Annotated in this window: 21 protein-coding genes and 2 pseudogenes; 8 read left to right on the top strand and 15 right to left on the bottom strand. The window is 41.3% G+C overall.

What is annotated here, in order from left to right:
- Positions 1–61: 61 nt before the first annotated feature.
- Entirely contained in the window at positions 62–1,354 is a 1,293-nt protein-coding gene (hemL, locus tag C0V77_RS15985) for a glutamate-1-semialdehyde 2,1-aminomutase (protein ID WP_101727350.1), read from the bottom strand.
- A gap of 174 nt (positions 1,355–1,528) precedes the next feature.
- Positions 1,529–1,984: an Lrp/AsnC family transcriptional regulator gene (locus tag C0V77_RS15980; RefSeq protein WP_101727349.1), complete on the bottom strand. Its 456-nt coding sequence runs from the start codon at positions 1,982–1,984 to the stop codon at positions 1,529–1,531.
- A gap of 292 nt (positions 1,985–2,276) precedes the next feature.
- On the opposite strand from C0V77_RS15980, the gene ald reads away from it, so the two are divergent.
- Together ald and C0V77_RS23610 are read left to right on the top strand one after the other, a co-directional pair.
- Positions 2,277–3,389: an alanine dehydrogenase gene (ald, locus tag C0V77_RS15975; protein ID WP_101727348.1), complete on the top strand. Its 1,113-nt coding sequence runs from the start codon at positions 2,277–2,279 to the stop codon at positions 3,387–3,389.
- An 81-nt stretch (positions 3,390–3,470) separates the two neighbouring features.
- Positions 3,471–3,602, top strand: a pseudogene (locus C0V77_RS23610) (viroplasmin family protein); the annotation flags it as partial.
- A gap of 54 nt (positions 3,603–3,656) precedes the next feature.
- Here C0V77_RS23610 and C0V77_RS23605 read toward each other — a convergent pair.
- From C0V77_RS23605 to C0V77_RS15960, 3 genes and pseudogenes are all read right to left on the bottom strand, one after another.
- Positions 3,657–3,797: pseudogene (locus C0V77_RS23605) on the bottom strand (hypothetical protein); the annotation flags it as partial.
- A gap of 372 nt (positions 3,798–4,169) precedes the next feature.
- Entirely contained in the window at positions 4,170–5,087 is a 918-nt protein-coding gene (locus tag C0V77_RS15965; RefSeq protein WP_101727346.1) for a PfkB family carbohydrate kinase, read from the bottom strand.
- Positions 5,088–5,221: 134 nt separating this feature from the next.
- Positions 5,222–6,406: a hypothetical protein gene (locus tag C0V77_RS15960; RefSeq protein WP_101727345.1), complete on the bottom strand. Its 1,185-nt coding sequence runs from the start codon at positions 6,404–6,406 to the stop codon at positions 5,222–5,224.
- 220 nt (positions 6,407–6,626) lie between these two features.
- Here C0V77_RS15960 and C0V77_RS15955 point away from each other — a divergent pair, with 220 nt between their 5' ends.
- A complete protein-coding gene (locus tag C0V77_RS15955; RefSeq protein ID WP_101727344.1) occupies positions 6,627–7,217 on the top strand; it encodes a hypothetical protein in 591 nt (196 codons plus the stop codon).
- Positions 7,218–7,348: 131 nt separating this feature from the next.
- Positions 7,349–8,095, top strand: coding sequence for an NIPSNAP family protein (locus tag C0V77_RS15950; RefSeq protein WP_101727343.1), 747 nt, complete (start codon positions 7,349–7,351; stop codon positions 8,093–8,095).
- A gap of 57 nt (positions 8,096–8,152) precedes the next feature.
- Here the strand turns inward: C0V77_RS15950 and C0V77_RS15945 are convergent, their stop codons facing one another.
- Together C0V77_RS15945 and C0V77_RS15940 are read right to left on the bottom strand one after the other, a co-directional pair.
- The gene (locus tag C0V77_RS15945; protein ID WP_101727342.1) at positions 8,153–9,775 is read right to left on the bottom strand and encodes an amidohydrolase; all 1,623 of its coding nucleotides are present in this window, start codon (positions 9,773–9,775) and stop codon (positions 8,153–8,155) included.
- Positions 9,776–9,793: 18 nt separating this feature from the next.
- Positions 9,794–10,936: an amidohydrolase family protein gene (locus C0V77_RS15940; RefSeq protein ID WP_101727341.1), complete on the bottom strand. Its 1,143-nt coding sequence runs from the start codon at positions 10,934–10,936 to the stop codon at positions 9,794–9,796.
- Between the two features lie 198 nt (positions 10,937–11,134).
- Here C0V77_RS15940 and C0V77_RS15935 point away from each other — a divergent pair, with 198 nt between their 5' ends.
- Positions 11,135–11,773 carry a vancomycin high temperature exclusion protein gene (locus C0V77_RS15935; protein WP_101727495.1) on the top strand — a complete coding sequence of 213 codons (639 nt, stop codon included), beginning with the start codon at positions 11,135–11,137 and terminating at the stop codon, positions 11,771–11,773.
- 94 nt (positions 11,774–11,867) lie between these two features.
- On the opposite strand, the gene ispF is transcribed toward C0V77_RS15935, so the two are convergent.
- From ispF to C0V77_RS15920, 3 genes are all read right to left on the bottom strand, one after another.
- Positions 11,868–12,350 (bottom strand): 2-C-methyl-D-erythritol 2,4-cyclodiphosphate synthase, encoded by a 483-nt coding sequence (gene ispF, locus C0V77_RS15930; protein ID WP_101727340.1) that lies wholly within the window; start codon positions 12,348–12,350, stop codon positions 11,868–11,870.
- Between the two features lie 178 nt (positions 12,351–12,528).
- Complete coding sequence (locus tag C0V77_RS15925; protein WP_143706113.1) at positions 12,529–13,149, bottom strand: hypothetical protein; 621 nt, start codon at positions 13,147–13,149, stop codon at positions 12,529–12,531.
- A 24-nt stretch (positions 13,150–13,173) separates the two neighbouring features.
- The gene (locus tag C0V77_RS15920) at positions 13,174–13,779 is read right to left on the bottom strand and encodes an RNA polymerase sigma factor (RefSeq protein WP_101727338.1); all 606 of its coding nucleotides are present in this window, start codon (positions 13,777–13,779) and stop codon (positions 13,174–13,176) included.
- A 601-nt stretch (positions 13,780–14,380) separates the two neighbouring features.
- On the opposite strand from C0V77_RS15920, the gene C0V77_RS15910 reads away from it, so the two are divergent.
- The 3 genes from C0V77_RS15910 (at position 14,381) to C0V77_RS15900 (ending at position 19,678) form a co-directional block, all read left to right on the top strand.
- Positions 14,381–15,520 carry a hypothetical protein gene (locus C0V77_RS15910; RefSeq protein ID WP_101727336.1) on the top strand — a complete coding sequence of 380 codons (1,140 nt, stop codon included), beginning with the start codon at positions 14,381–14,383 and terminating at the stop codon, positions 15,518–15,520.
- A gap of 41 nt (positions 15,521–15,561) precedes the next feature.
- The gene (locus C0V77_RS15905) at positions 15,562–18,342 is read left to right on the top strand and encodes a CHAT domain-containing protein (RefSeq protein WP_101727335.1); all 2,781 of its coding nucleotides are present in this window, start codon (positions 15,562–15,564) and stop codon (positions 18,340–18,342) included.
- 100 nt (positions 18,343–18,442) lie between these two features.
- Positions 18,443–19,678: a pitrilysin family protein gene (locus C0V77_RS15900; RefSeq protein ID WP_101727334.1), complete on the top strand. Its 1,236-nt coding sequence runs from the start codon at positions 18,443–18,445 to the stop codon at positions 19,676–19,678.
- Positions 19,679–19,759: 81 nt separating this feature from the next.
- Here C0V77_RS15900 and C0V77_RS15895 read toward each other — a convergent pair whose 3' ends face one another.
- From C0V77_RS15895 to C0V77_RS15875, 5 genes are all read right to left on the bottom strand, one after another.
- Complete coding sequence (locus tag C0V77_RS15895; protein ID WP_101727333.1) at positions 19,760–20,086, bottom strand: iron-sulfur cluster assembly accessory protein; 327 nt, start codon at positions 20,084–20,086, stop codon at positions 19,760–19,762.
- 76 nt (positions 20,087–20,162) lie between these two features.
- Positions 20,163–21,698 (bottom strand): glycosyltransferase family 39 protein, encoded by a 1,536-nt coding sequence (locus C0V77_RS15890; protein ID WP_101727332.1) that lies wholly within the window; start codon positions 21,696–21,698, stop codon positions 20,163–20,165.
- Positions 21,699–21,786: 88 nt separating this feature from the next.
- Positions 21,787–22,857: a M42 family metallopeptidase gene (locus tag C0V77_RS15885; protein WP_101727331.1), complete on the bottom strand. Its 1,071-nt coding sequence runs from the start codon at positions 22,855–22,857 to the stop codon at positions 21,787–21,789.
- A 113-nt stretch (positions 22,858–22,970) separates the two neighbouring features.
- Positions 22,971–23,831, bottom strand: coding sequence for an alpha/beta hydrolase (locus C0V77_RS15880; protein WP_101727330.1), 861 nt, complete (start codon positions 23,829–23,831; stop codon positions 22,971–22,973).
- Between the two features lie 21 nt (positions 23,832–23,852).
- A complete protein-coding gene (locus C0V77_RS15875) occupies positions 23,853–24,998 on the bottom strand; it encodes a hypothetical protein (protein WP_143706112.1) in 1,146 nt (381 codons plus the stop codon).
- Between the last annotated feature and the right edge of the window lie 28 nt (positions 24,999–25,026).

Genomic DNA, 25,026 nt, shown 5'->3' with positions numbered 1-25,026 from the left:
TAATAAAAATTGTATGCTTTCAGAACGAAAAACCAAGCATAATTATTTTTATCGCAGCCAATTAAGCCATAACTTCTTTCAGGCTGGCTTCGTTGGCCTCAAGAATAGCGCTCACATGGGCGTCAGTAAGGGCTGTTGATAAGAAAAGCGCTTCATACTGAGACGGCGCCAGATAAATGCCTCTGTTAAGCATGGCATGAAAATACCTGCCGAAACGAGGGATGTCTGAGGTCTTGGCCGACTCAAAATCAACCACAGGCTGGTCGGTAAAAAACAGGCTGTACATAGAGCCAATGTGGTTAATCTGGTAGTTTAAGCCAAGTTTTTTCAGTATTTCTTTAATACCCCCAACAATTTTACTACCGGTGTTTTCCAGTTGTGTGTAAACTTCCGGGTGTTCGTTCAGGTAAGTAAGCATGGTGTAACCAGCAGCCATGGCTATGGGGTTGCCCGACAAAGTGCCTGCCTGATACACAGGGCCTTGCGGAGATACACAGTCCATGATTTCCTTGCGGCCACCGTAAGCCCCTACCGGCATACCCCCGCCGATTATTTTGCCCAGTGTAGTCAAGTCTGGTTTGATATTGAACCGCTCTTGCGCACCTCCTTTGGCTAAACGGAAGCCTGTCATTACCTCATCAAAAATCAATACAATGCCTTCTTGGGTACACAGGTCTCTTAAGCCCTGCAAAAAGCCCTCTTTAGGTAACACACAACCCATGTTTCCAACAACCGGTTCCAGTATCAGCGCGGCCACCTGATTCTTATTGGCATCTACCAATTGCTGCACGGCTTCCAGATTATTAAATGGAGCCGTAAGGGTATCATTAGCTACACCTTTGGTTACACCGGGGCTGTCTGGTACACCCATGGTTACGGCTCCGCTGCCTGCGGCAATCAAAAAAGAGTCGCCGTGGCCGTGGTAGCAACCTTCAAACTTGATTATTTTATCTCGGCCGGTAAATCCTCTTGCCACACGGATAGCCGCCATAGTAGCTTCAGTACCCGAGTTAACCATGCGTACTTTTTCAATAGAAGGCACCATGTCTATAATCAGTTCGGCCATTTCTACCTCACGGCGGGTGGGCGCACCAAACGAAAATGAGTTTTTGATGGCTTCGCGCACGGCTTCTTCTACAGGCTCATAGGCATGGCCTAGAATCATAGGCCCCCACGAGTTGATTAATTCAATATATTGATTGTCGTCTTCGTCATAGATGTAGGCACCTTTGGCTTTTTTTACAAAAACAGGATTACCACCTACCGATTTAAAGGCTCTTACAGGAGAGTTAACTCCACCGGGAATAAAATTTTTAGCTCTGGCAAAAAGTGCCTCACTTGTATGGGTTGTCATTAGCCGATTTATTTTAATTCAAGTTGGGTACAAAGGTCGTGAAGAAATGGATATGAAGAAAGTTTTTTGCAATTTTAGGTAATCTTAACTGCCACGTCTTGGGCTGACTAGGGTTTACTTCACTACAAATATGCCTGCTTTCTTTTATCAGTACTCTGCAATTTTTTATAACAATTATATCGGCAGCACAGTAGTACTCTTCACCTCTGACATTACAAAAAAGCTGTGTATCAACGACACGCTGGGCAGAACTGATAATTTCTGCTGGTGAAACTGGTGATAGCTTTCCATGTCTGGTACTACAATTTTCAGCAGGTAATCGAAACTGCCGGAAACGAAATCGCAACTGGTTACTTCGGGCAGGTCAAGTATTGACTGATTGAAATCTTCTGAGGTGTCATGCGTTTGTTTGATGAGCGTTACCTGGCAATAGACTGTCAGGTGCTTGCCCAGTTTCTTTTTATTGAGTATTGATACGTATTTTTCAATGATGCCTTCCTGTTCCATACGCTTAATGCGGTCATGCACGGGCGTAAGCGATAGGTTTATCTGTCGGGCTATCTCTTTAAAAGTAAGGTGGGCGTTCCCTTGCAATAGCCTCAATATCTTTCTGTCGGTTTCGTCTATCATGGTGTTTATATTGCGTTTGTTTCAATTTCTTTTTTCCGGTTTAAAAACAAGCTGCCGAAAATTTTTCTTTCAGCTTATGAAATTCCTTATCGGTAAAAGAATAAATTCATGTAAATGTAGTTAATTAAAGAATTTATTTCTTATTTTTTGTTAATTAGAAAAAATATTTTCTTCGTTTGCTAACTTTGTTGTGCAATTACACTTCATCAAGAAAGAAAAAACAATCAATAATGCTACAGGTACTTACCTCGTAACTTTATTGAACACTTCATCAACAAACTTTTCATAGAGAATGATAATCGGGGTACCAAAGGAAATTAAAAACAACGAGAACAGAGTTGCACTTACACCAGCAGGAGTAGCAGAATTTAAAAAACACGGACACACAGTATATGTGCAGTCGTCGGCAGGCGAAGGCAGCGGTTTTACTGACGAAGAATACACCAAAGCCGGTGCCACATTGCTTCCAACTATTGAAGAGGTGTATGGCATTGCCGAAATGATTGTGAAGGTGAAAGAACCTATTGCTTCAGAGTATAACCTTATCAAAAAAGATCAGCTGCTATTTACTTATTTCCATTTTGCGTCTTCAGAAGAACTGACTCATGCCATGATTAAACAACAGGCGGTGTGTCTGGCTTATGAAACAGTAGAAAAAGCAGACAGAAGCCTGCCTTTGTTGGTGCCGATGTCTGAAGTTGCGGGCCGTATGGCTATTCAGGAAGGAGCCAAATATCTGGAGAAACCATTAAAAGGTAAAGGAATATTGTTAGGGGGTGTACCGGGTGTTCCACCGGCCAAAGTTTTGGTTTTAGGTGGTGGTATAGTTGGTACACAGGCAGCCAAAATGGCCGCAGGCCTTGGCGCAAGAGTAGTGATAATGGATGTGAGCCTGCCGCGTTTAAGATATCTGTCAGACATAATGCCGCAGAACGTGGTAACCATTATGTCTAACGAATACAATATCCGTGAGGCTATCCGCGAAGCAGATTTAATAGTTGGAGCAGTTTTGATACCGGGTGCTAAAGCGCCTCATCTCATTACCAGAGATATGCTTAAAACCATGCGTGCAGGTACTGTTGTGGTTGACGTAGCCGTTGACCAGGGCGGTTGTATAGAAACCTGTACGCCTACCACGCATGAGAACCCGACGTTCATTATTGATGATGTTGTACATTACTGTGTGGCCAATATGCCGGGTGCGGTGCCATATACGTCAACTTTGGCTTTAACAAACGCAACCTTACCATACGCCATTCAGCTGGCTAATAAAGGCTGGAAAAAAGCATGTACCGAAAATGATGAATTAAAGAAAGGACTTAACGTTGTAAACGGAAAAGTGGTTTACAAGGGTGTTGCCGATGCGTGGGGACTGGAATTTGAAGAGGTTGCAGCAGTTTTGTAAGATAACGATTGTTTTGTGCCATAAAGCCTCTTCCCTTTAGGAAGAGGTTTTTTTTATGTCTAAAAAAATGCAATTTGCAGCATGGAAAAGAAACAGAAATACTATACCGTTTGGGAGGGCCGGAAGAGTGGCGTTTATGCATCATGGGATGAATGCAAAAAACAGGTAGAGGGGTTCCAGGGAGCCAAGTATAAATCTTTCGACAGCCGTGCAGAGGCCGAAAAGGCTTTGAAAGAAAACTATTGGAAATATACCCAGAGTGTTGGCCAGAAGCAGACCAAGATACCAGCATCGGCTTTTCCTCCGCCTATTCTTGAGTCTATCGTAGTTGATGCCGCCTGGAATTCGGTAAAAAAAGACATGGAGTATCAGGGGTTTTATCTGAAAACAAAAGAAAGAATTTTTCATAAAGGCCCGTTTCCGAAGGCAACCAATAATATTGGCGAATTTCTGGCGATTGTGCATGCGCTGGCGTACCTGAAAAAAATGAATTCGCCATTACCCATTTACTCTGATTCGCGAACGGCCATCAGTTGGGTGCGCAATAAAAAAGCCAATACTAAACTGGAAGAAGCCGGCGGCAATGAAGAAGTTTTTGACCTGCTTGACCGGGCCGAGAAATGGCTGCAAAGTAATACCTACCCCAATAAAGTTCTGAAATGGGAAACGGATTACTGGGGTGAGAATCCGGCAGATTTTGGTAGAAAATAAAGGAATAAAAACAGGCTGCCCGAAACCGAACAGCCTGCCAGAATACATGTATAGTGGTTAGATTAAGGCTTAATTCAGATTAAAGCTTGCCAGCTTTTTAAATTCTCCGAGACGCGCGTTAATTTCTTCCTGCGTAAGGTTCTGGATTCTTTCAGAGCCAAACTGTTCAACACAGAAAGAAGCCATAGCCGACCCATAGATTATGGCACGTTTCATGTTTTCAAAACTCAGGTCATCGGTTTGTGCCAGATACGAAATAAAACCACCGGCAAAAGTATCGCCTGCCCCTGTTGGGTCAAACACTTCCTCCAATGGTAGTGCAGGGCAGAAGAAGATGTTATCATCCTGAAACAACAAAGCGCCATGCTCTCCTTTTTTTATGATAAGCGTTTTAGGCCCCATTGCCATAATGGTTTTGGCTGCTCTGCGAAGCGAGTAATCGCCAGACAACATGCGGGCTTCTTCGTCATTTATGGTTAAACAATCAACGTGTTTCAACAAAGCCTTTAAATCAACATTGGCAATTTCAATCCAGAGGTTCATGGTATCAACCATTACAAATTTAGGCCGGTTATGCAGGCGGGTCAACACCCGCATCTGAATTTCAGGCGAGGTATTACCCAGCATCAGGTACTTACAATCCTGATAGGCTTCCGGAATTTTAGGGTCAAAATCACCCATTACATTCAGTTGCGTTTCCAGGCTGTCGCGAGAATTCATGTCGTTGTGATAACGGCCATGCCAGAAAAACGTTTTTCCGCCTTCTACAATTTCAAGTCCGCGGGTATCTACTCCGTGCGTTTCCAGCACGTTAATCATGCTTTGCGGGAAATCTTCGCCTACAACGGCAACCAGGTTATTCTCTTTTACAAAATAAGAGGCAGTAAGCGTAATAAAAGTAGCAGCACCGCCAATGATTTTATCTGTTTTTCCGAACGGTGTTTCTAGTTTATCGAATGCCACCGAACCAACTGTAAGTAAAGACATATATTGATGTGTCCCTTTAGATATTGGGTAAACGTTTATTTAGTGAAAAATAGAATATTAAATGTGTGTTTTGAAGCAAAAAACGCCACAAAATTAGTAAAAAACCTGATACTTTTTGTATTAAAGGTCTACGATTAAATAACCGGATGCCTTTTGAAGGCACGGGTGTGGTCGAACAGGTAACGATAGGTGATATAAGTTTTAAATTTTCTGGCACCCAGCAGTTGGGTTACTTTCAGCATTTTAGGGTTAAAGTCGGCTATCCAGTTTAGTTCCAGCGTGGTATACTGGTAGCCGGGTTTCCAGCAGGCCCGCGAGAAAGCCAGCGCAATGGCTGATTCAATGCCTCTGCCCTGGTATTCGGGTATAACGCCAAATATAACCCCACGAGCTTTATGATTGGTTTTCATTAGCCGATGATAAACCCATTTCAGTTTCCCGATTATATCGAGCTTGCCATTCAGGTGCTTGATAATCTGATTCAGTTCAGGAATCATGATAAAAAAGGCTATGGGCTTGTTATTGTGGTATCCAAACCACATCAGTTCTTCAACCAGAATTGGCTTCATCTGGCGCATAATAGCTTCGGCACGTTCGGCGGTCATTTCGCCGGCGGCCATATTTTTCGACCACGCCAAATTATAGATGGTCCGGAAATCCTGGGCAAATTTTGAAAGCTCTTTTTTATTTATGTGCCTGAAATCATATCCGGGCGAGTTATAAACTCTAGTGGCAATTTCAAACAGTGCCGGGCGTACCACTTTTCTGGCTTCTTTTTCTTCAAGGGGCAAAAGGAAAGTATATTGCCGGAAGTAGTCCTGAAAACCATATTCCTCAAAAAATGTGCGGTAATAATCATGATGATAAAACATAGACCAGGTCGGTTCGGCATCATAAGGGTCTACCAGCAGCCCCCACCAGTTGTCTCTTTCACCAAAGTTAACAGGCCCATCCATTGCCTCCATGCCTCTGGCTTTCAGCCAAGCCTTACAAGTATCAAATAAAGCAAATGCTACTTGTTTGTCATTAATGCATTCAAAGAAACCTATTCCGCCTGTTGGCTGGTCGTTACTGTAAATCACAGTGTTGGGGTTCACAAACGCTGCCACACGGGCTATGGTATCTCCGTTTTCATTCAGGGCAAGCCACCGTATGCAATTATTGTTTTCATGAAGCGGGTTTTTTGTGGGGTCAAAGATGCGTTCAATATCATTATCAAGCGGTCTTATCCAATAAGGGTTGCGGTTATACAGCCGTACCGGAAACTCAAGAAACTCTTTTCTGAAATGCTTATTGTTACCAACTTCTACTATTTTCATACTAGTGTTTTCATTTTGCCTTACAAATGTAAAGCAAGAAACAGGTTTGCCCAAGTACGTAATGCTGATATTCAGAATTGGATTGAAATGGGAAGTTGTAGAAGAAACAAAGGTATTCGTCGTATATTATGCTTGTTAAAGAGTGGTTTATATTTTTAATTGTTAAATTCGCACTACCCAATAACCATAATTATTCTAAAAAGTAAATCCGGTAATTGAAATGAAAAAGTTAATTCACATTGCTTTAGTTTTATCTTTTTGTTTGCTGCTTATTAATGTGGCAGTTGCGCAGCGCATAACACTTGAAAACGTACTTGATGAAACAGTAAAACTTTTGGATAGCGGTAAAACAGCCGAATTGGCAGAGTCTTTAAAAACCAGCAGTATTGCTGTGCAAAGCGAAGCCAATACACGCGGTAATGAAATGAAGGAAAAACTGCTGGAGCAATCAAAGACACTTAAAAGTTATATTCCGATGGCCACCAGCGGAACCCTGAAAAAAGATGTGGTTGAACACACCATTGCTACCATAAGACTCACAGTGGCGGCCAATAATATTAATAACCTGTTGAGCGAAGGGAAAGAAGGGCTACTGGGCAATGCCAAAATACTTACCAGAAGTCTGGGCATGTTGAAGGCAGGTATGTATACACTTGATACCAAACAGCAAAGTAAATTAAACAACCTGATTAGCTCGGCAGCCGAAAATGTAACCCGGCTGGACGAAAAAAATGGGGTAGCACAAAATGCGGCATCGTCGGCCAAAAAGACCCTGAGTAAAATTGTAGACCTGGTAAAAGAAGCTATTTAAGTGTATTTTAATGGCATTATTCAAAACTGCCTCAGTAATTAAAGATAGTTTTGCGGCAGCAAAAAAATAATTCACTTGAGCGGGTTTGTTCATGCAATAAAATAACTTTGTGTTATAATCAACCTCAATCTATGAAAATAATTATTTACCTGTTTATTGCCACATTTTTTTCTATGGCCGCCTATGCCAGAAAACAAGATACGCGTTACTATGAAATGCGGATATATTATTGCGAACCAGGCAAACTGCCCGATTTGCTGAACCGGTTCCGGAACCATACCACCAAACTTTTTGAAAAGCATGGAATGACCAACGTTGGCTACTGGGTTCCTATTACAAATGAAAAAAATGCACTATATTATGTGCTGTCGTATCCTGATAAAGAAGCCAGAGATGCGTCATGGAAAGCTTTTGGTGCAGACCCCGAATGGAAAAAAGTAAGAGAGGAGTCGGAAAAGAACGGGAAAATTGTTGCTAAAGTTGAATCAATTTTCATGAACACAACAGATTTTTCGCCTTCGGTGAAAACCCGGAAGAAAAACCCTGAGCGAGTTTTTGAACTAAGAATCTATACGGCTGATAACGGTAAACTGGACGACCTGCTGGCGCGTTTCAGAAATCATACCTTAAAGCTGTTTAAAAAACATGGAATGGAAAATGTGGTGTATTGGAAAAGTATTGAAAAAGAAGGTACCCAACCAAGACTTGTTTATTTGTTAGCACATAAGAGCGAGGCAGCCGGAAAGGCGTCATTTGATGCGTTCAGAAATGACCCTAAATGGGTTAAAGCCCGCGACGAGTCGGAGAAAAACGGAAAACTGGCTATCAAAGTAGAATCGATTTATATGACACCCACAGATTTTTCTGAAATCAGATAGATACCGGGTTAATCTATAAAAAATGAGCTGAGGGCAAACTCAGCTCATTTTTTTATGTTACTTTTTCTCTTTATCTTCTCTCACTGTCGGATACTTGATGCCCAGTTGCTCCAGATATGTTTTGTATTTGGAGGGGTCATAATAATATTTACTTAGTTCCGGACGATACTTCTCCATAATCTCTTCGTTCAGGTGTATGGCTGGTTTATCGTCTTTTGATATCAGCGGAGTATATTTTATTTCCTTTGTTTGTTCTTTGTTGTAATAGTCCCACGCTTTCCGAATAATTTCGGGCTTAAAAAGCATATCTAATACCGTTAATGCCTCAACTTTGGCGCCGGCGGTGCAGCCCTTATGCGCAATAGGTGTAGCCATAGTAATGGCATTGGCCCAATGGTGCCCCGGCATACCTGGCATATTAGAAGGGTAACGAAGCACTACGGTTGGCAAAGACCACGCAATGTCGGCAATGTCGTCAGACCCTCCCTGGCGGATAATATTCGGGGTGTAAACCGGCTCGGCAACGGTATCCAGTTTTATTGCTAATCCATCTGTTTTGGGCGACTTCAACTCTTTTTGTGCTGCTTTGGCCAATAGCTGGTCTTCTTCCGACCATTGTGGCAAACCAACACGCCTGATATTATGATACATCGTTTCGGCAATGGGTTTATTAAAATGGCCCGGCCAGGCGCTACCCAGAATCTCATAAGTAAACCTGGTATCAGTCATAATGGCCGCTCCCTGTGCCATTTTAAGGCCGTTATCAAACAGATTCTTGATCCGGGGGTAAGTACGCTCCCTGAAATAGTACCACACTGTTGCTTTTGAAGGTACAACGTTTGGCTGGTCTCCACCGTCAGATATCACATAATGCGAACGCTGGGTTGTTTCCAGGTGTTCACGTTTATAGTTCCACGCAATGTTCATCAATTCTACGGCATCAAGGGCACTTCTGCCTCTCCAGGGGGCACCCGCCGCATGAGCTGCTTCTCCTTCAAAATGAAATTTAACCGAAACCAACCCTACATTGCCTACGTCTCCCCATGCTACAGACAGGTTGTCGCCCACGTGTGTAAATATGCAGGCGTCTACATCTTTAAAATACCCCTCTCTTACATACACAGCTTTGGCTCCTACCTGTTCTTCGGCTATACCCGGCCATAGCATTAATGTTCCCGGAATCTTCTCGCGTTCCATTATCTCTTTCAGTGCCAGCACAGCTGTTATATTCAGGGCTTGTCCTGAATTGTGGCCTTCGCCATGCCCCGGAGCGCCCTCAACAATAGGGTCTTTATATGCCACACCTGGTTTTTGAGAGGCTTTCGGGATACAGTCAACGTCAGAGCCTATGGCAATAACAGGCTTGCCTGTGCCCCACCTGGCTATCCACGCGGTTGGCATGCCGGCTACACCTCTTTCAACAGTAAAACCATTTTTCTCTAATAGGCTTGTAAGGTACTTAGAGGTCTCAAATTCCTGAAAGCCTAGTTCTGCAAAGCTGAAAATCTGGTCGTTTACCTCTTGCGTAAATTTCTGGCGTTCATCAATTTTTTTAATAACCTCCTGTTTCAGTAATTCAAGTTTGTCAGGAGCCGGCGTAACTGCTTTTTTCTTTTTCTGAGCGTACGCCAAGCCACTGCTCAGCAACAATGCCAGCGCAAGCATGAAGTGTTTTTTCATAAACAAAGTAGTTAGGGTTTATTTAGGAAACTGGCTTTTGTCAAGACCAGGTACAATTTTAAGGGCATTTTTATAATATACTTTCTTTAACACCTCGTCTGGCAGGCCTAATCCGTACATCTTCCAGTAAGCGTGGTATTTTTTATGGTATGGAAAATACTCATCTTCAGACTCCAGCACACGGAAATACGTCTGGTACTCGTCAGGTACCCAGGAGTCTTTTCCAAACAAAATTCTGTCTTGTCGTTTAATGAAGAATTTCTGCGCATTGCGTGGCTGGCGGCCTAATTCTGCTATAACCGCGCCGATTTCCACATACATATTCGGAAACGCATCCATTAGGCTATCTAGTTTGGCCAGGTTGTTCGGAAACCAGCCCATGTGCGCATTGATAAAAATGGTCTTCGGGTTTTTTCTGAATACATTATGCTGCTGTTCAATGAGCTGCTCCCAGGTAAAGTCTTTACCGCCTGAGGCGTCACGCTTACGGCCAGGGTGAGTTTTCAGTTCAAGCCAGCGTTCATTTTGTGCATTGATTGGGTCCCAGAAAGACGAAGGGTCTGCTGTATGAATCAGTACCGGAATCCCCAATTCTCCGGCTTTTTTCCAGATTGGGTCAATGCGGGGGTCATCAACAGCCACAATTTTTCCGTTGTCGGTTACATTAAAGCCCAGGCTCTTATAAATTTTTAAACCCTTGGCACCACGCAGTTTTACGTCGTCTTCAAGTGTTTTCACCGCTTTGGTTGTCCAGCCGGGCTCACTGATTTTCGAAAAATCAATATTGGTAAAAACGGCAAAACGGGTTGGGTAGTTGGTTTTTACGGCGTCAATCTGTTTTACCAGTCCTGCGGTACTTTTCGCTTCATCCTGATTAAACCCACGCCCACTCAGATTAACCATTATACCCATATTCATTTTGTCCATTTCAGTAATGAGCTTCCGGAGGTCATCTTTACTGCCCATATCCCATTGGTGATTATGGATATCAATAAAAGGGAATTTGGCGCGCGTGATAACCTTGCCGGGTACAACCAGTGTAGATTTGGGCTCGTATTCCTCAAAGGTTACGGCACCTGCGTTATCTCCGATTTTTATCTGCTGAGCAAACAGGGGGCTTGTGGCCATTAGTGTGGTAACGGCCAGTGCAAATTTTTTCATTAATTCTTACAGGAGGTTTAATGTTTTTATACTGCAATATAATGAAAAAGATAAAATTATGGCAGAAGAATAAGTCTTTCAAGAAGATAATACTTAAATTGGTGATGAAGAATAGTAAAGGCGGTATTGTTATTGAATAGTCAATAAATGCCTTGTGCTGTTCAAGAACCTGGCTATCAGAAGTTAAAGATTAAAATTATGAAAAAGAAAAAACTTATTCTCTGGGCTTTGTCAGGCTTGATGTTGTTATCCGTACTAGTTATATACGTATGTGATGCTTTAATTAAGGAAACCGCCAGAGGACGACTATATTCAGACATTAATAGTATTCCGTATACCAGGGTGGGTTTGCTTCTGGGCACGGGGAAATACACTAAAAGAAGTGGTGAGCTTAATGCTTATTATATACGCAGAATAAAGGCGGCTACCAGTTTAATGGAAGCAGGCAAGATAAAATATCTGGTTATCAGTGGCGATAATAGTAGAAAGGATTATAACGAACCAGAAATGATGCGTGAAGATTTGGTAAAGGCCGGTGTTGATTCTACCCGTATTTATCTTGATTATGCCGGATTCAGAACCTTTGATTCTATGGTAAGGCTGAAAAAAATATTCGGACAGGATTCTGTTACTATTATTTCTCAGTTGTTTCATAATGAACGGGCCATTTATATAGCATCAAAAGAAGGCATAATAGCCAATGGCTTTAATGCCGAAGATGCGGTGGTAGAAGGAGTGATGGCAAGAGAGAAACTGGCCAGAGTAAAAGTATTTGTTGATTACCTGATGGCCAAAGAACCAAGGTTTTTGGGTGAAAAAATAAATTTGCCGGATTAAGGCATCAAATGCAGTTGCATTGTTGGTTAAAAAAAGAACTCAGTAATAAGGGGAACTATTCCTGAGTTCTCTTGAAGAGGGTCTGCTGTAAATGTTAAGCATTTTTATAGATTAAGGCAATAGCGTGGGCTTCCAGCCCTTCTTTTCTGCCTACAAAGCCCATTTCTTCGGTAGTTGTGGCTTTTATTGATATGCGGTCTTCTGATAGTTTGGTAACATCAGCAATGGCCTTTACCATTTCTGGAATATACTTGCCGATTTTGGGTTCCTGCAGGCAAACTGTTGAATCAATGTTGCCAATCAGATAACCCTCTTTGTCGAGCATTTCTGTTACAATTTTAAGTAAAATCTTGCTGTCTATTCCTTTCCAGCGGGGGTCTGTGTTTTTAAAGTGTTTGCCAATGTCGCCCATAGCTGCGGCGCCTAAAAGTGCATCACAGATGGCATGCAAAAGCACGTCGGCATCTGAATGCCCAACCGAACCTACACTATGTGGTATTTTAACCCCTCCGAGCCATAAATCGTAGCCTTCCCCCAGTTGATGCACGTCATAACCTTGCCCTACTCTTATATTCATATTCAATGGTTTAAATAATCCTGTCTTATTATTTGCCGTAAAACTACAAATTTATCTGTTAACCGGCCAATCTGAATTAAATTTGGCTTTATTCGATTAGCAAGCGGGTATAAAAAAAACATATCAGGCAACTCTAAGTCAGATGCCTGATATGTTTGATATGTCTTAACTACGAATGTCAGATTATTTTACCCCAAAATATTTGCCAGTGAATTTTGGTTATTTCCCAGGTAGAGAATGGTCTTCCGGTGTCTTCCCATTTAACCTCGTCAAATATCTTTTCGGCTTTTTCTGCCTCGCCTGTTTGAAGATAGGCCACCACAAGCATCCATTTAGATTCATTCTGGAAGTTTTTGCTAACGTTTTCATCAATCCTCAGGCGTTCAAGAATCTTGATTGCTTCAGAAAGGTTCTTGCCGTTTTCTACCATTGCCGATGCTCTTTCATAATCATTGGCTCTGGACTGGGTTTCAACATTTACGATTTCTTCATCACCGCGATAATCGAATTTTTTTGAAGAAAAAGTTACAGAAGTAGAAAGCAAAAAGAAAAGAATAGCCGCGGCCGCACTGAAAGAGCCAAAAACATAGGCCAAACCTTTTTTAGGTTTGTGTACATCTTGACGAACCTGGCTTACCGTGGCCCTAACACGGGCTCTCAGCAGGCTTTCTTTCACACGTTTAAGTTCCTGAACCTGCTCGTAAAGGGTTTGATTACTCTTCAGCTGGTTTTCAAATGCTAGTTTTTCTTTCTCCGCCATCGTGCCCGTCACATAATCTTCAATCTGATTTTGCAGCATACCATCCATAGTTTTTAAAGAAATTTATTGATGATTTGAGGATATCATTTCCATAATTTTTTTCAGACACTTACTTTTTGCGTTACGTACTGTCTGGTCATTTTCAAAAGTACCATTTTCTATTAATTTTTTTGATACTTCCTGCATTGACAAGCCGTCTACTAAACGCATTTCAAGAATCTGACGACAATTCCTGCCGAGCTTATTAACAAGGCTTATATAGTATTCCCAATTTTCTTTTTCAATCAACATATCGTTTACGTCATCTTCCAGCTTGTCCCATTCAGCCATATAACGGTTATGACGTTCTTCCCTGGAGGTTTCCTGCGATACGTATCTGAACCACAAATTTTTGCAAATACTTTTAAGATAAGTCTCTAAAGTAGCATCTTTTAGAGTAAATGACCCTTTTTTTACGTTCACAACAAAAGCTTCAATTGCTTCCCAAATTATGTCTTCCGGTTGTTTAGCATAATCCCTTCCAGTGCTTCGGTGGACAATAAACCTCTCCAGCGAAACATGAAATTTCTTATATAGTGCTATTAACGCCTCATGTTCTTTGCGTCCACCTGCCAGAATCCCCTCAACTATCGATTCATCTGACGGGTGTTTAGGTAAACCAAGAATCATATTTCAGTTATTAATATCAATCCCCCCCCTTAATGTAACCATAGCCGAGAGTTTTTTTAAAGGCTTGTGTTTAAGTAAAGTGACCACTCAATGATATTGTTTACTTTGATAGCTTCTGACAAATTGATTTCGACCTAAATTTAAGGCTAAAATTATATAAAACAATTCACTATCTATTAAAGAAATAAAAAAATAAAAAATAAAGTTACAAAATCATAGTCTGCTTGTATTAAATACCAAAGTTTACGAAGTACTAAATCTACACATAGTACTTTACCAGTTTTGCATAATGGCTAAGAAATTGAAAAAAAAAATTAAAAATATGGTTACAAATCCACCCACTGCTGATATTAAAACATACAAATACTCTATAGCCATAAAAACCATCCCCTCACCCAAAATTTTACTAGGGTTAGGGTTAATTAGTTCAAGAATCCCCCTTATTTCGTCTCGAAATGGGGGGACATTGACTTTGTTCAAAGTTATACGTAAAAAAAATGGCAGCAAAGTTTTCCTTCCAACAAAAATTGAAGATATTTGTTCAATACCTGTATAATTGCCAAATCCTTAACTTTGTAAACATTTTAATTAATAAGATGTAATGAAAAATACTATACCTTTTTTGTTTTTGCTGCTTTCTATTCACTTTAATGGTTTTTCTCAGGCCACCGTTATTACTGCCGGCCCAATGGCTAACGTACAGTTGCCCGTGTTGAAAAACAGCGACATCATGTTGATGGAGTCTCCACGGTCGGGCATGATGGTTTTTGATGTTACTTATGGCGTTGTGAGAGTATTTGACGGAACAACCTGGCGTTGTGTGGGTTGCGGAGACGAAGGATACACAAGTGCGCAATTAGCTACTGTGGAATCATTTACTTTGGGAGCCTCTAAATCTGTTTCAGGTACTTTGTTTTCGGCAATGAGCCCCGGAACTTTCAAACCGGCTGATAACGGAATCGGAACTATCAAGATTGGGGGTAAGCAACCCAACGGATTCATACTGGATAATCAGGATGTGGTAGTTTTTGATTCACCCCTGCCCTTAAAACTTCAGTTGCTTCCTCAGAGCGAGCTTTTGAACCTTATTAACCGTTGCCAGTGGGAGAAACCAACAACTTATACTCAGCCGGTAGATATCATAACAGAATCTAACGAAACTGATCTGACTTATAACGTTAGAGAAGCCGGTGATTTTGAGCGCAAGGAAGGGACTATCCTGGGCATGAAGGCCTACAAGTTCCAGAACAAGGTTTTTATTGAAAAATATAATGGCTTTGCCAATTTTCTTGACGACCTCGTTACACCAAAATCGTCGGTTAACTTATATACGGCTATGAACCTGAACCCTAAGTTATATACTGTGGTTAGTTCGTCTCCGTGGTTTGCTGTTAACGATGGCATATTGACATTCCCTTCAGGGAAACGTCCAGAAAGTAATTACGGAATCATTTATTTTATTGCCAAGTCTAAAGACCTTCCTAATTACCGTATCAGAATTTTTACGCATCGCCCAAGCAAGGCCAATGTAAAGAAATATTACGATGCTAATGGTAAAGTGCGCAACCGCAATTCTTACCTGAGCGAATATTACATGAAAGCTTTGAATGCCAATATTCCTTCAACCTTAGATTTCTCGGCTACACCAGCTGCTACTTCCAAGTTAAGGGCATCTGACCCGCCTCCAAAAGTACCGCCTCCAACAGCAGGTACAGAAGACGGTTTTGATACTACTAATTGATGTGTATTATAGTTGGAAATTCGGAAATAATTTAGTTTAATATGAGAAAGTATATTCTTATATCAGTATTTGCTGTATCTATACTGACCGCCTGGGCGCAGCCTCAAGGGAACGCAGGGCAGATTCAGAAGCTAAGATATGAGGTGTCTTCTAAGCTGAATAACCAACAAATTACCCCGGCTAAAGCCAGACAAGTTTACAAAAACCTTCAGAAAAAATTATTTGCCGATAAAGACTTTGAAAATTATATAGACCTTTACTTGTTCACTGCCGTAGACATCTACGTAATTAACGATGATTACGAAGAAGCTGCAAAGGTAATTCTTGAAGGTTTAGATGATCTGAAATATATTAATGGAGAGAAGAGAAACGTACTCTTTTTTGAGTTAAATGCCGAGTTGTCGGAGTATTACCGTAGAATACCTACCAAACTTGGTCTGGCCGAAAAGCATTTCAAAAAAGGGTACGATTTTTTTTTACAGCACAAAAATCTTCAGAAAGATATACCGGCATTTATTATTACCTTTCTTAGTAACTATGGCCGGTTAATTGATGACCTGGGCGATACCGAACAAAGCTTCTACTATTTTCAGCAGGCCAGGCAAATTGCGCTTCAGGAGAAAATTACACTTAACCAATATGCCGTGCTTAGCAATATGGCTAAGTATTACAGAGAAAAAAAGCAATACGAAAATGCACTGAGCCTCTTAAAAGAGGCGCTTCCGTTAGCTGAAAGTAATGACCGGACCTCTATTGTTTACGTGTCTATCGGCCGTTGTTACAACCAGATGGATAAACCAGCCGAGGCTCTTCAGGCTTTTGCCGATGCCGAAAAATTCTACAGAAATTCTACTGAAAAGCAACCCCGGCTTTGGGTAAATATCCAGATTAACCGTGCCGAGTCTTACTTTAAATTGAATGAACTTGACAAAACAGAAAGAACCTACAAAAGTGCACTGAAAGATTTTGAGCGCATTTTTCATCATAAGCAAGGCATGCAGGTTGCCCGCATTGAGAATGGGTTAAGCGAGGTATACCAAAAAAAAGGAAATGTAGAGCTTGCACTTTACCATACCTCTAATGCCCTGCTGGCCGCCGATACTTCTTATGCGCAACCTAATAAAAAAAGGTACACCGAATTTGATGCCGTAAATGCCCCGCAAGAGTTTTTTATTGCGCTTGACCAACGTGCTGACCTGCTGGCAGCGTCGAAACCAGCATTATCGGCCGACACTTATCTGGAGGCCATTAAGTTTGCAGCACATCTCAGAAAAACCTTCGACATGCCGGAGTCTAAGTTGTTTTATACCGAAAAGGTGTATCCAATCTATGAAAAAGCACTGGCTAAAATTTATGAGCAATGGCGTTTGTCGAGGTCAGATGAGTGGGCCGAGAAATTCTTTTTTGCCATGGAAGCCAGTAAGTCGGCAGCTTTATGGGATGCCCTGAAGAGCCAGAAAATACGACCCAAGGAAATTGATGAAGATTTGTTGAACCAGGAGGCAACCTTAAGGCAGAAAATTGTAAAGTTGCAAATCAGACTTTTGGAGTCAGGTAATGAAAAAACATTGTCTGATTTGTCGGATACAAAAATTCAGCTGAATCACCTGACCAAGAAAATTGAGCAGACATCAAAGAATTACTACAAGCTCAAGTATGACGACTACCTGATTTCGCTCAAAGAAACCCAACAGAAAATAGAAAACAGCACAGCTTTTATTAGTTATTTTCTTGGCGAAAACGCTCTTTATTATCTGATAGCAGACAGAAATTCATACGCTATCATTAAAAACAGCAACTCCTTCAAAATTAGCAATGATGTACTTGACCTGTACAAAAAAGTAAATACACCGCCAAATATTGATGCTTACAAAGGCCATGCACTTGCCAGACAGGTTTATAATGACCTGCTTGCACCGGTGGAAGGAATGCTCAGAAAATCGAAGAAACTTATTGTAGCAAGGCATGATATTCTGGGTTTTTTACCATTTGAAATTCTTGAGAAAAAGGGTAAGGGCGATTATCTGTTGTTTGACTATACCATATCTTATGCTAACTCTGCCTCGCTTCAGTTTGATGGCACCATCAGAAAATCAAAAGCTGATATTATTGCCTATGCCCCTTTCAGCGATGGAGGACAGGCCGGGGACTACCGTGATAAAGGATTCAAGACTTTGTCGGCCTCTGCCGATGAAATTGGTGGCATTAGCGGGCAGATTTACCGTGATAACAAAGCAACCAAGCTTAATTTTGAAGAAACTTACAGAAATAAGGGCATCATCCACTTTGCAACCCATGCACAGGTTGACGACGCCGAACCCCTGAAATCGTTTATCGCTTTGTATCCTGAGGGCAAGGATTTCAAACTTTATACACCAGAGCTGTATAACCTTTCGCTTGACAATACCCAACTTGTGGTGCTAAGCGCCTGCGAAACCGGCAAAGGAAAAATAAGGAAAGGAGAGGGGATAATCAGTCTGGCAAGGGCATTTCAGTTTGCGGGGTGCCCATCTGTAATAACTACCTTGTGGAATGCCCATGATGAGAGCATAGCCCAATTGTCTAAAAGATTTTATTATTATCTGAAACAGGGGTATCCTACTGATGAGGCTGTCAGATTATCAAAAATAGATTTAATAAAAACCGAGTCAGACCATCCTTTTTACTGGTCTAATTTTATATTGATTGGTAAATCTTCAGTTATTCATATCTCATCAGACTACGTCTTTTACCTTTGGCTGGGTTCGTTTGGTGTTATTATGATAGCCATGTATTGGCTAAGACGCCCGATAGCGGCCTTTTTCTCAAATCTATCCAGATAAATAGTCATTCTGCATTTTGAACCTGCATCAGAAACCTTACATTTGTGATTGATGTTATATACCATATCTTGATTGATATGTTCAAATAAAACGCAACCGAATGATAAGCTACGAGCATTTTACCCTGAAGAACGGTCTGGAAGTATATGTGCATGAAGATCACACCACCCCAATGGCGGCAGTTAATATTCTTTACAATGTAGGGTCGAGGGATGAAGATGAAAATAAAACCGGCTTTGCTCATCTTTTTGAGCATCTGATGTTTGGCGGGTCTAAGAATATTCCGTCATACGACGAGCCACTTCAAAAGGTAGGTGGAGAAAACAATGCTTTTACGTCGCCAGATATAACCAATTATTATATAACACTACCTGCCAAGAATATCGAGACGGCCTTTTGGCTGGAGTCAGACCGGATGATGAGTCTCTCGTTTGATGAAAAAGTGCTTGAGGTACAACGTAAAGTGGTTATTGAAGAGTTTAAACAGAGATACCTTAATCAGCCTTACGGAGACGTTTGGTTGAAATTGCGCCCACTGGTTTACGAAAAGCATCCCTACAGATGGGCAACCATCGGAAAAGAGATTAGCCATATTGAAGAAGCCACCATGGAAGACGTAAAGGCTTTCTTCTTTAAATATTACCTGCCAAACAACGCCATATTGGTAGTAGCAGGAGACATAACAGTGGCACAAGTGAAGTATTTATGTGAAAAGTGGTTTGAGCCGATACCGGCAGGAGAAAAGTATAATAGAAATTTGCCACAGGAGAATTTGCAGACCCGGCATAAGTTTATTGAAACTTCGGCCAAGGTGCCTTTAGATGCTATTTACAAGGCATATCATATGCCGGGCCGCTTTGACCCTGACTTTTATAATGCCGACTTGCTGAGTGATATATTGGGCAGAGGTAAGTCTTCAAGGCTTTATACAACGCTTGTAAAGGAAAAACAGTTGTTTAATAGTGTTTCTGCATACATAACAGCTTCGCTTGACCCTGGTTTGCTGATTATTCAGGGGAATCTGAATGAAGGAGTAGCTATGGAAGCAGCAGATGCTGCTATTGAAGAAATACTCAGCGAGCTGATTGATAATAAGGTTGATTCAGGTGAGTTGCAGAAAGTAAAGAACCAGAGTGAGTCAACATTGGCATTTGCAGAGGTTGAATTACTTAACAGAGCTATGAACCTGGCTTTTGCAGCCAATGCAGGCAATGCCGATTGGTGTAATCAGGATGCAGATAAGATTGCTGCCGTAACACCGGAGTCACTCCAAACAATGGCTAAGCATATACTGAGAAAAGAGAATAGCTCTACCATGTATTACAAGGCTAATTGATATACTAAATAAAACAATTGCGCCATGCTTTTACTTTTCAGGTAGAGCATGGCGCCATTTTATTTATATGTAATCAGACTATCAGACAGCGAAACTTTCTCCGCAACCGCAAGTGCGTGAAGCGTTAGGGTTTTTAAACTGAAACCCTTTACCATTAAGGCCATCAGAATAATCCAGTTCGGTACCTACCAGATACAAAAGGCTTTTTTTATCTACAAATACCTTGATTCCGTTATTTTCGAAAATATGGTCGTTAGGCTTAATCTCAAAATCAAACTTCAGGTCATACATCAAGCCCGAACAGCCACCACCTTCTACTGCTACTCTCACACCATGATTATCTGTTAAGCCATCTTTTTCTCTTAGCTCAATGATTTTATTCTTTGCTATTTCTGATACAGTTACCATGCCCTTTTAAAGGTTAATTATTTTAATGCTGAAATAAAAACGACACAGGGCATCGAAAAGTTTCGTAAAAACTGAATTATTGGAACGGACTTTCAATTTCTTTTACACGCTTATTCCAGAACTGGCTGAAACTGGTCTTAGGCTTACGGCACAGATACACCTGCGTACCGTATTCACGCGCTAAGGGGTTGCTTATTTTACCCACCAGTTTTATATCAGTAAATAGATGGCTGATGTCTTCACCCAGTTCATCGTTTATATAAATAAAGGCATCAGTTGTAGGAGGAATACTTTGGGGAGCCCAGAAATAATAATTGTCTGAAAAACTTACAGGTTCAGGTAAGCCATATTTTTTGCCTAAAATATTAACAGCTGATGCCTGACCGTAGTTTTCGCAATAAATGAGTATGCGGCTTTTATCCGGAATTTGTGAATAGCCATTGGCAGTAATCTTTGCTAATTCTTCCCAACCCAGCATGTCTGAATAGTCCTGTGGTAAGGAGTGAATTTTACCGTCTTCGTGTCGTAGCAGGCCTTCCATGCCATACTTACTAGTAAAGTTTTTAAAGTAAACGGCCAGATTCTCAGGCGTATCAGTGGGTATTCCCATAGGTATCAGAAAAACACTGAGGCCTGCAAGCAGAGTGGTAAATGCTGCTCTTAAATACCATTGTTTAAGGAGGTTTTCCCACCATACGGCTCCGGCAGCCAGGCATAGCGGGAAAACACCCGCGGTATAATAACCTTTGCCTTTAGCTAGCAGCAAAACAATAATTACCACCAATATGGCAACAGCCAACAGGCGATAGTTTTTTAGTTGTTTATAGAAAAGCAAGGCTCCAAAGCCTGCACAGGTAATCAGAAAAAAGATACCCGGCAAGAGTAGCTGTTCTTTTAAGAAGTTGGCTCGATCTAAGTACACCAACTGGTGTTTGTTAAGTGCGCTCAGGTGCTTTATGCCTGAAAGCCCGTTACTTAATTGCCAGACAATATTGGGCGAGGCAATAGCGATACATAAGAGCATGGCAAACAGGAATGTCTTTTTTCTTAAAAGCTTTCTTTCATTGCTTACTAAAAAGGCAATAATCAGGCTGATAAGCAAAAGTACAATAAGGTGTTTATTCAGAATACCCAGGCCGGCTGTTATACCAATCAGTATCAGAAATTTATCCTGTTTTGATTTCAGGTAAAGAATGGTAAAATAAAACAGGAGTGTCCAGAAAAAAATATCAAAACAAACCGGTTGATAGAGGTAAAAAGGGCGTACAAAGACTGGCGCAAGAAAAACACCCAATACTGTTAACAACTGCGCAAAAGTTTTGCCGCCCAGCTCTTTACAGATACTGGCACTCAGCCAGAGTATTGCACCACCTAATATAGCCGGTATAATTTTAATAGCCAGTGCAGAGAAACCAATGGTTTTCATGAGTAAAAATGCAAGCAGGCCAACCAAGGGCGGCACAGATGCATAACCTGCCGCAGGATGCGTACCTAAAGAAAAGTACAGGAGTTCGTCCCGGTGAGGTTCAAGGCTATCATAAAACCATAAATGAAAACATATTTTAAGCAGGGCAAGGGCTGGTATCAGCCAGTTCATGTATCTGGGTTGCATAAGTATAGCTTTTTCAGTAGCAAGTTAAAAAAATTACATAAAAAAAGCCACCCTTTTATGAAGAGTGGCTTTCTTGCGGTATCGGCAGTTATTTGATATAGCTGAAATCCTGTCCTGCTTCCAGTTTCAGCAGAATTTCGTAGTATAAATCAATACAAGCCTGAATATCATCTTTATGACACATTTCTACCGTTGTGTGCATGTACTTTTGTGGCAGAGAAATAAGCGCCGAAGCTACCCCTTCAGACGAATACGCGAAAGCATCGGTATCAGTGCCGGTAGAGCGGCTTGCCGCAGCTCTCTGGAAAGATATAGACTTTTCTGTGGCTACGTCAATCATGAAGTTCAGCAGATTGTTCTGTACTGCCGGGCCATAGGTTAAAACGGGGCCACGGCCGCAGGCAATGTCACCATCCATTTTCTTGTTATACATCGGCGACTGCGTATCATGCGTTACATCGCAACAAATAGCTACATCGGGTTTCAGTCTGCGCGAAATCATTTCAGCGCCTCTAAGGCCGATCTCTTCCTGCACCGAGTTAACAATATATAATGTATAAGGTAACTGAATGTTATTTTCTTTCAGCCTGCGTGCTACCTCTGCTATGATATAACCACCCATGCGGTTGTCTAAGGCGCGGCCTACATAAAATTTATTATTCAGTTCCATCAGGGTGTCTTCAAAAGTAATCACACAGCCTACATGGATACCCATTTCTTCTACTTCTGCTTTCTTGGCTGCACCCACATCAATAAAGATGTTTTTCAGCGATGGTCTTTCTTCTGTAGCTGAGTCACGCACATGAATAGCCGGCCAGCCGAAAATACCCTTTACAATACCCTTGCGTGTATGAATGTTTACTCTTTTAGACGGGGCAATCTGGTGGTCAGACCCGCCGTTACGGCGCACATAAATGTAACCGTCTTCTGATATGAAATTCACAAACCATGATATCTCGTCCGAGTGTCCTTCAATAACAACTTTATAAGGTTGGCCGGGGTTAATAACACCTACAGCCGTGCCGTAAACATCAACCAGTTGTGTATCAATATAAGGCTTTACGTAATCAAGCCAGATTTGTTGTCCTGATGCTTCAAAACCCGTAGGTGAAGCATTGTTTAAATATTTGTAAAGAAATTCAATATTTGGTTCTGCCATAATTTTTAACCCTTTGGTGTAAAATTTTCACAAAGGTATAGATTATTGTGAATTTACCTTAGGAGAAAATGCATTTTACGGTGTTAAAAATGCAGGTTTAGGCACTCAATAGACTAATTATCGGGCTGTTTATAAAAGGTTTGTAAGGCTTTTATAAATGTAATCAGGGAAGTATCCATGTGGTCGAGGTCATTGTAAATACTGTATTGCAGATTTACATTCGGTACTTTGGATTCAATAATGCTTTGAGAAAGTTTCGTCACAGGGGCAATGTTCCATTGCATATCTTCTTTGCCACCTGCTGATATGAATACGTTCAGATGATTGTCAGACTTTCTGGTTTTAAGCGCTTCTGTCAGTTGATTGAGGTAATAGTTATTATACCATAAATTTGGGCTTGCTGATGCAATGTTATCAAAAGCAGTGGTATTGGCGCTCAATTGATTCAACAGGGCATAAAATGTAAAATACCCCCCGAACGAATGCCCCAATAATGCCCGCTGCTGCGTTTGAGTTCGGAAACGGGTATCAATGTGCGGTATCAGTTGTTTTGTGATGAAAGTGTTGAAATTTTTGCCGCCACCCGGACTCTTCATTTCGTCGGATGGTATAGCTGCCGGATATAAGTAATCTCTTTCCCGCAGAGAATCCATGGCTGCGAAAGATTTGTATCCAATGCCCACCAGTATCATAGGGGGCAATAATCCGGCGGTCTCATATTGTTTTACTACCTCTGCCAGCATCGGGAAATAGAAGTTGGCATCCAGCACATAAACTGTAGGATACTTTTCATCCGGCTTTTCATAGTATTTTTCCGGCAATTGAACCGATATATTGAATGTGTCTTTTACAGCTTCGGCATATAAGCGGTGTTCGTGTTTAAGAGGTTGGGGATTGTTGTTATCAGCCTTGTCTGTAACTGAACAGGCATATAAAGTGATTGTGACTACTAAAACTAAAGGGTAGGATTTCATAAGCTTTTTGTTTTATATCGACTAAAATCCAACAGCCAAACGTAGCCCAACGGGTGATTGATTACTAAAAAGATTGATTTCGGGCTGTAGTTTAAGGAATGGCGTAACCTGATACCACGCAAATAGCTTGAGCGATTTTTCGGCATAGCCTGCAAATATTCCGGCTTTCAGGTCTACATCATTCTTTTTGTCTTTATTCTTAAAGAATGTCATACCTACAAAAGGCATATATTTGGTGCTGAACTGAAACGTATTATCGGCCTTGCGTTCGTGTGGGAAATAGGCCTGAGCGCCAAGAACAAAACCTTTTTTAAGATACCTGCTTGATACCAGACTTATACCAACAGTAGCTGATGGAACAATTTTATCCTGATAGGTGCCTACGCCTACATCTCCATGAAATTCCAGAAAATCTAAAAGTGCCACCCCCACTACGTCTGACTTGATTTTCTGATTCACCACATCGTTTTCTACTTTCACTATTTTCCAAGGGTAAGCACCTTTTCTTTCATTTTGTGCTCTTTCAATGGCCTCAATAATGGCCTGATTCAGATTAATCTCCAGAATATCCGCTATATCATCCAGGCTGTTCAGCACAAAAACAAACTGCTGATGAGGATATGTTTTGAAAACCCTGTTGTGTGATTTAACGAGTTCAGATGCTGCCTTGTTGAGATAATTAACCAGTATGAGCGTATCCTGTAGTAACTGTACCTGATGCACTTCTTTGTCCTGCGCTATTTGAAACACCTCTTTCTGCGGATGGTAGGCCACATCAATTAACGGCCGACCGCTCACATATTCATTCCGCCCGAAGTAGGTGATTTTCTTAACAGCATCTTTTCTGAAACTGTCTTTCACCAATTGATAATCAGCCCAGAAATTCCGTAAAAGTGAATCGGCATTAAACTTTAGGTTAAATTCCTTTCCCTGAAAATCAATCAGCAGCCTGTTTTTATGGCCAAAATGAATGGCAACTTTATTGCTATTTTTAATCACATCTTCCTGCTGAAATACATCTGAACGCTTGCCGAAATCTTTCAGCAGAATAGGGGGGCGGATTCCTTCCAGCACGGCCATAGTATCGTACTGGGCTTTTGTCTGGCAAATGCCTCCGGCAGCAATGCCCGTTAAGAGCATTGAGAGAATAATGAGTGTTCGTAACATAATGGTTTGTTTTAGATAAATGCGTTAA

Origin of the sequence: Emticicia sp. TH156, assembly GCF_002855535.1 — a bacterium.
GTDB lineage: Bacteria > Bacteroidota > Bacteroidia > Cytophagales > Spirosomataceae > Emticicia > Emticicia fluvialis.
The sequence above is the reverse complement of the archived record's forward strand: the minus strand, read 5'-3'. Positions and strand labels throughout refer to the sequence as shown.

Bases quoted from the DNA above. Each gene is read 5' to 3' on its own strand.
- hemL (WP_101727350.1), bottom strand. From the start codon at position 1,354: ATGACAACCCATACAAGTGAGGCACTTTTTGCCAGAGCTAAAAATTTT.
- C0V77_RS15980 (WP_101727349.1), bottom strand. From the start codon at position 1,984: ATGATAGACGAAACCGACAGAAAGATATTGAGGCTATTGCAAGGGAAC.
- ald (WP_101727348.1), top strand. From the start codon at position 2,277: ATGATAATCGGGGTACCAAAGGAAATTAAAAACAACGAGAACAGAGTT.
- C0V77_RS15965 (WP_101727346.1), bottom strand. From the start codon at position 5,087: ATGTCTTTACTTACAGTTGGTTCGGTGGCATTCGATAAACTAGAAACA.
- C0V77_RS15960 (WP_101727345.1), bottom strand. From the start codon at position 6,406: ATGAAAATAGTAGAAGTTGGTAACAATAAGCATTTCAGAAAAGAGTTT.
- C0V77_RS15955 (WP_101727344.1), top strand. From the start codon at position 6,627: ATGAAAAAGTTAATTCACATTGCTTTAGTTTTATCTTTTTGTTTGCTG.
- C0V77_RS15950 (WP_101727343.1), top strand. From the start codon at position 7,349: ATGAAAATAATTATTTACCTGTTTATTGCCACATTTTTTTCTATGGCC.
- C0V77_RS15945 (WP_101727342.1), bottom strand. From the start codon at position 9,775: ATGAAAAAACACTTCATGCTTGCGCTGGCATTGTTGCTGAGCAGTGGC.
- C0V77_RS15940 (WP_101727341.1), bottom strand. From the start codon at position 10,936: ATGAAAAAATTTGCACTGGCCGTTACCACACTAATGGCCACAAGCCCC.
- C0V77_RS15935 (WP_101727495.1), top strand. From the start codon at position 11,135: ATGAAAAAGAAAAAACTTATTCTCTGGGCTTTGTCAGGCTTGATGTTG.
- ispF (WP_101727340.1), bottom strand. From the start codon at position 12,350: ATGAATATAAGAGTAGGGCAAGGTTATGACGTGCATCAACTGGGGGAA.
- C0V77_RS15925 (WP_143706113.1), bottom strand. From the start codon at position 13,149: ATGCTGCAAAATCAGATTGAAGATTATGTGACGGGCACGATGGCGGAG.
- C0V77_RS15920 (WP_101727338.1), bottom strand. From the start codon at position 13,779: ATGATTCTTGGTTTACCTAAACACCCGTCAGATGAATCGATAGTTGAG.
- C0V77_RS15910 (WP_101727336.1), top strand. From the start codon at position 14,381: ATGAAAAATACTATACCTTTTTTGTTTTTGCTGCTTTCTATTCACTTT.
- C0V77_RS15905 (WP_101727335.1), top strand. From the start codon at position 15,562: ATGAGAAAGTATATTCTTATATCAGTATTTGCTGTATCTATACTGACC.
- C0V77_RS15900 (WP_101727334.1), top strand. From the start codon at position 18,443: ATGATAAGCTACGAGCATTTTACCCTGAAGAACGGTCTGGAAGTATAT.
- C0V77_RS15895 (WP_101727333.1), bottom strand. From the start codon at position 20,086: ATGGTAACTGTATCAGAAATAGCAAAGAATAAAATCATTGAGCTAAGA.
- C0V77_RS15890 (WP_101727332.1), bottom strand. From the start codon at position 21,698: ATGCAACCCAGATACATGAACTGGCTGATACCAGCCCTTGCCCTGCTT.
- C0V77_RS15885 (WP_101727331.1), bottom strand. From the start codon at position 22,857: ATGGCAGAACCAAATATTGAATTTCTTTACAAATATTTAAACAATGCT.
- C0V77_RS15880 (WP_101727330.1), bottom strand. From the start codon at position 23,831: ATGAAATCCTACCCTTTAGTTTTAGTAGTCACAATCACTTTATATGCC.
- C0V77_RS15875 (WP_143706112.1), bottom strand. From the start codon at position 24,998: ATGTTACGAACACTCATTATTCTCTCAATGCTCTTAACGGGCATTGCT.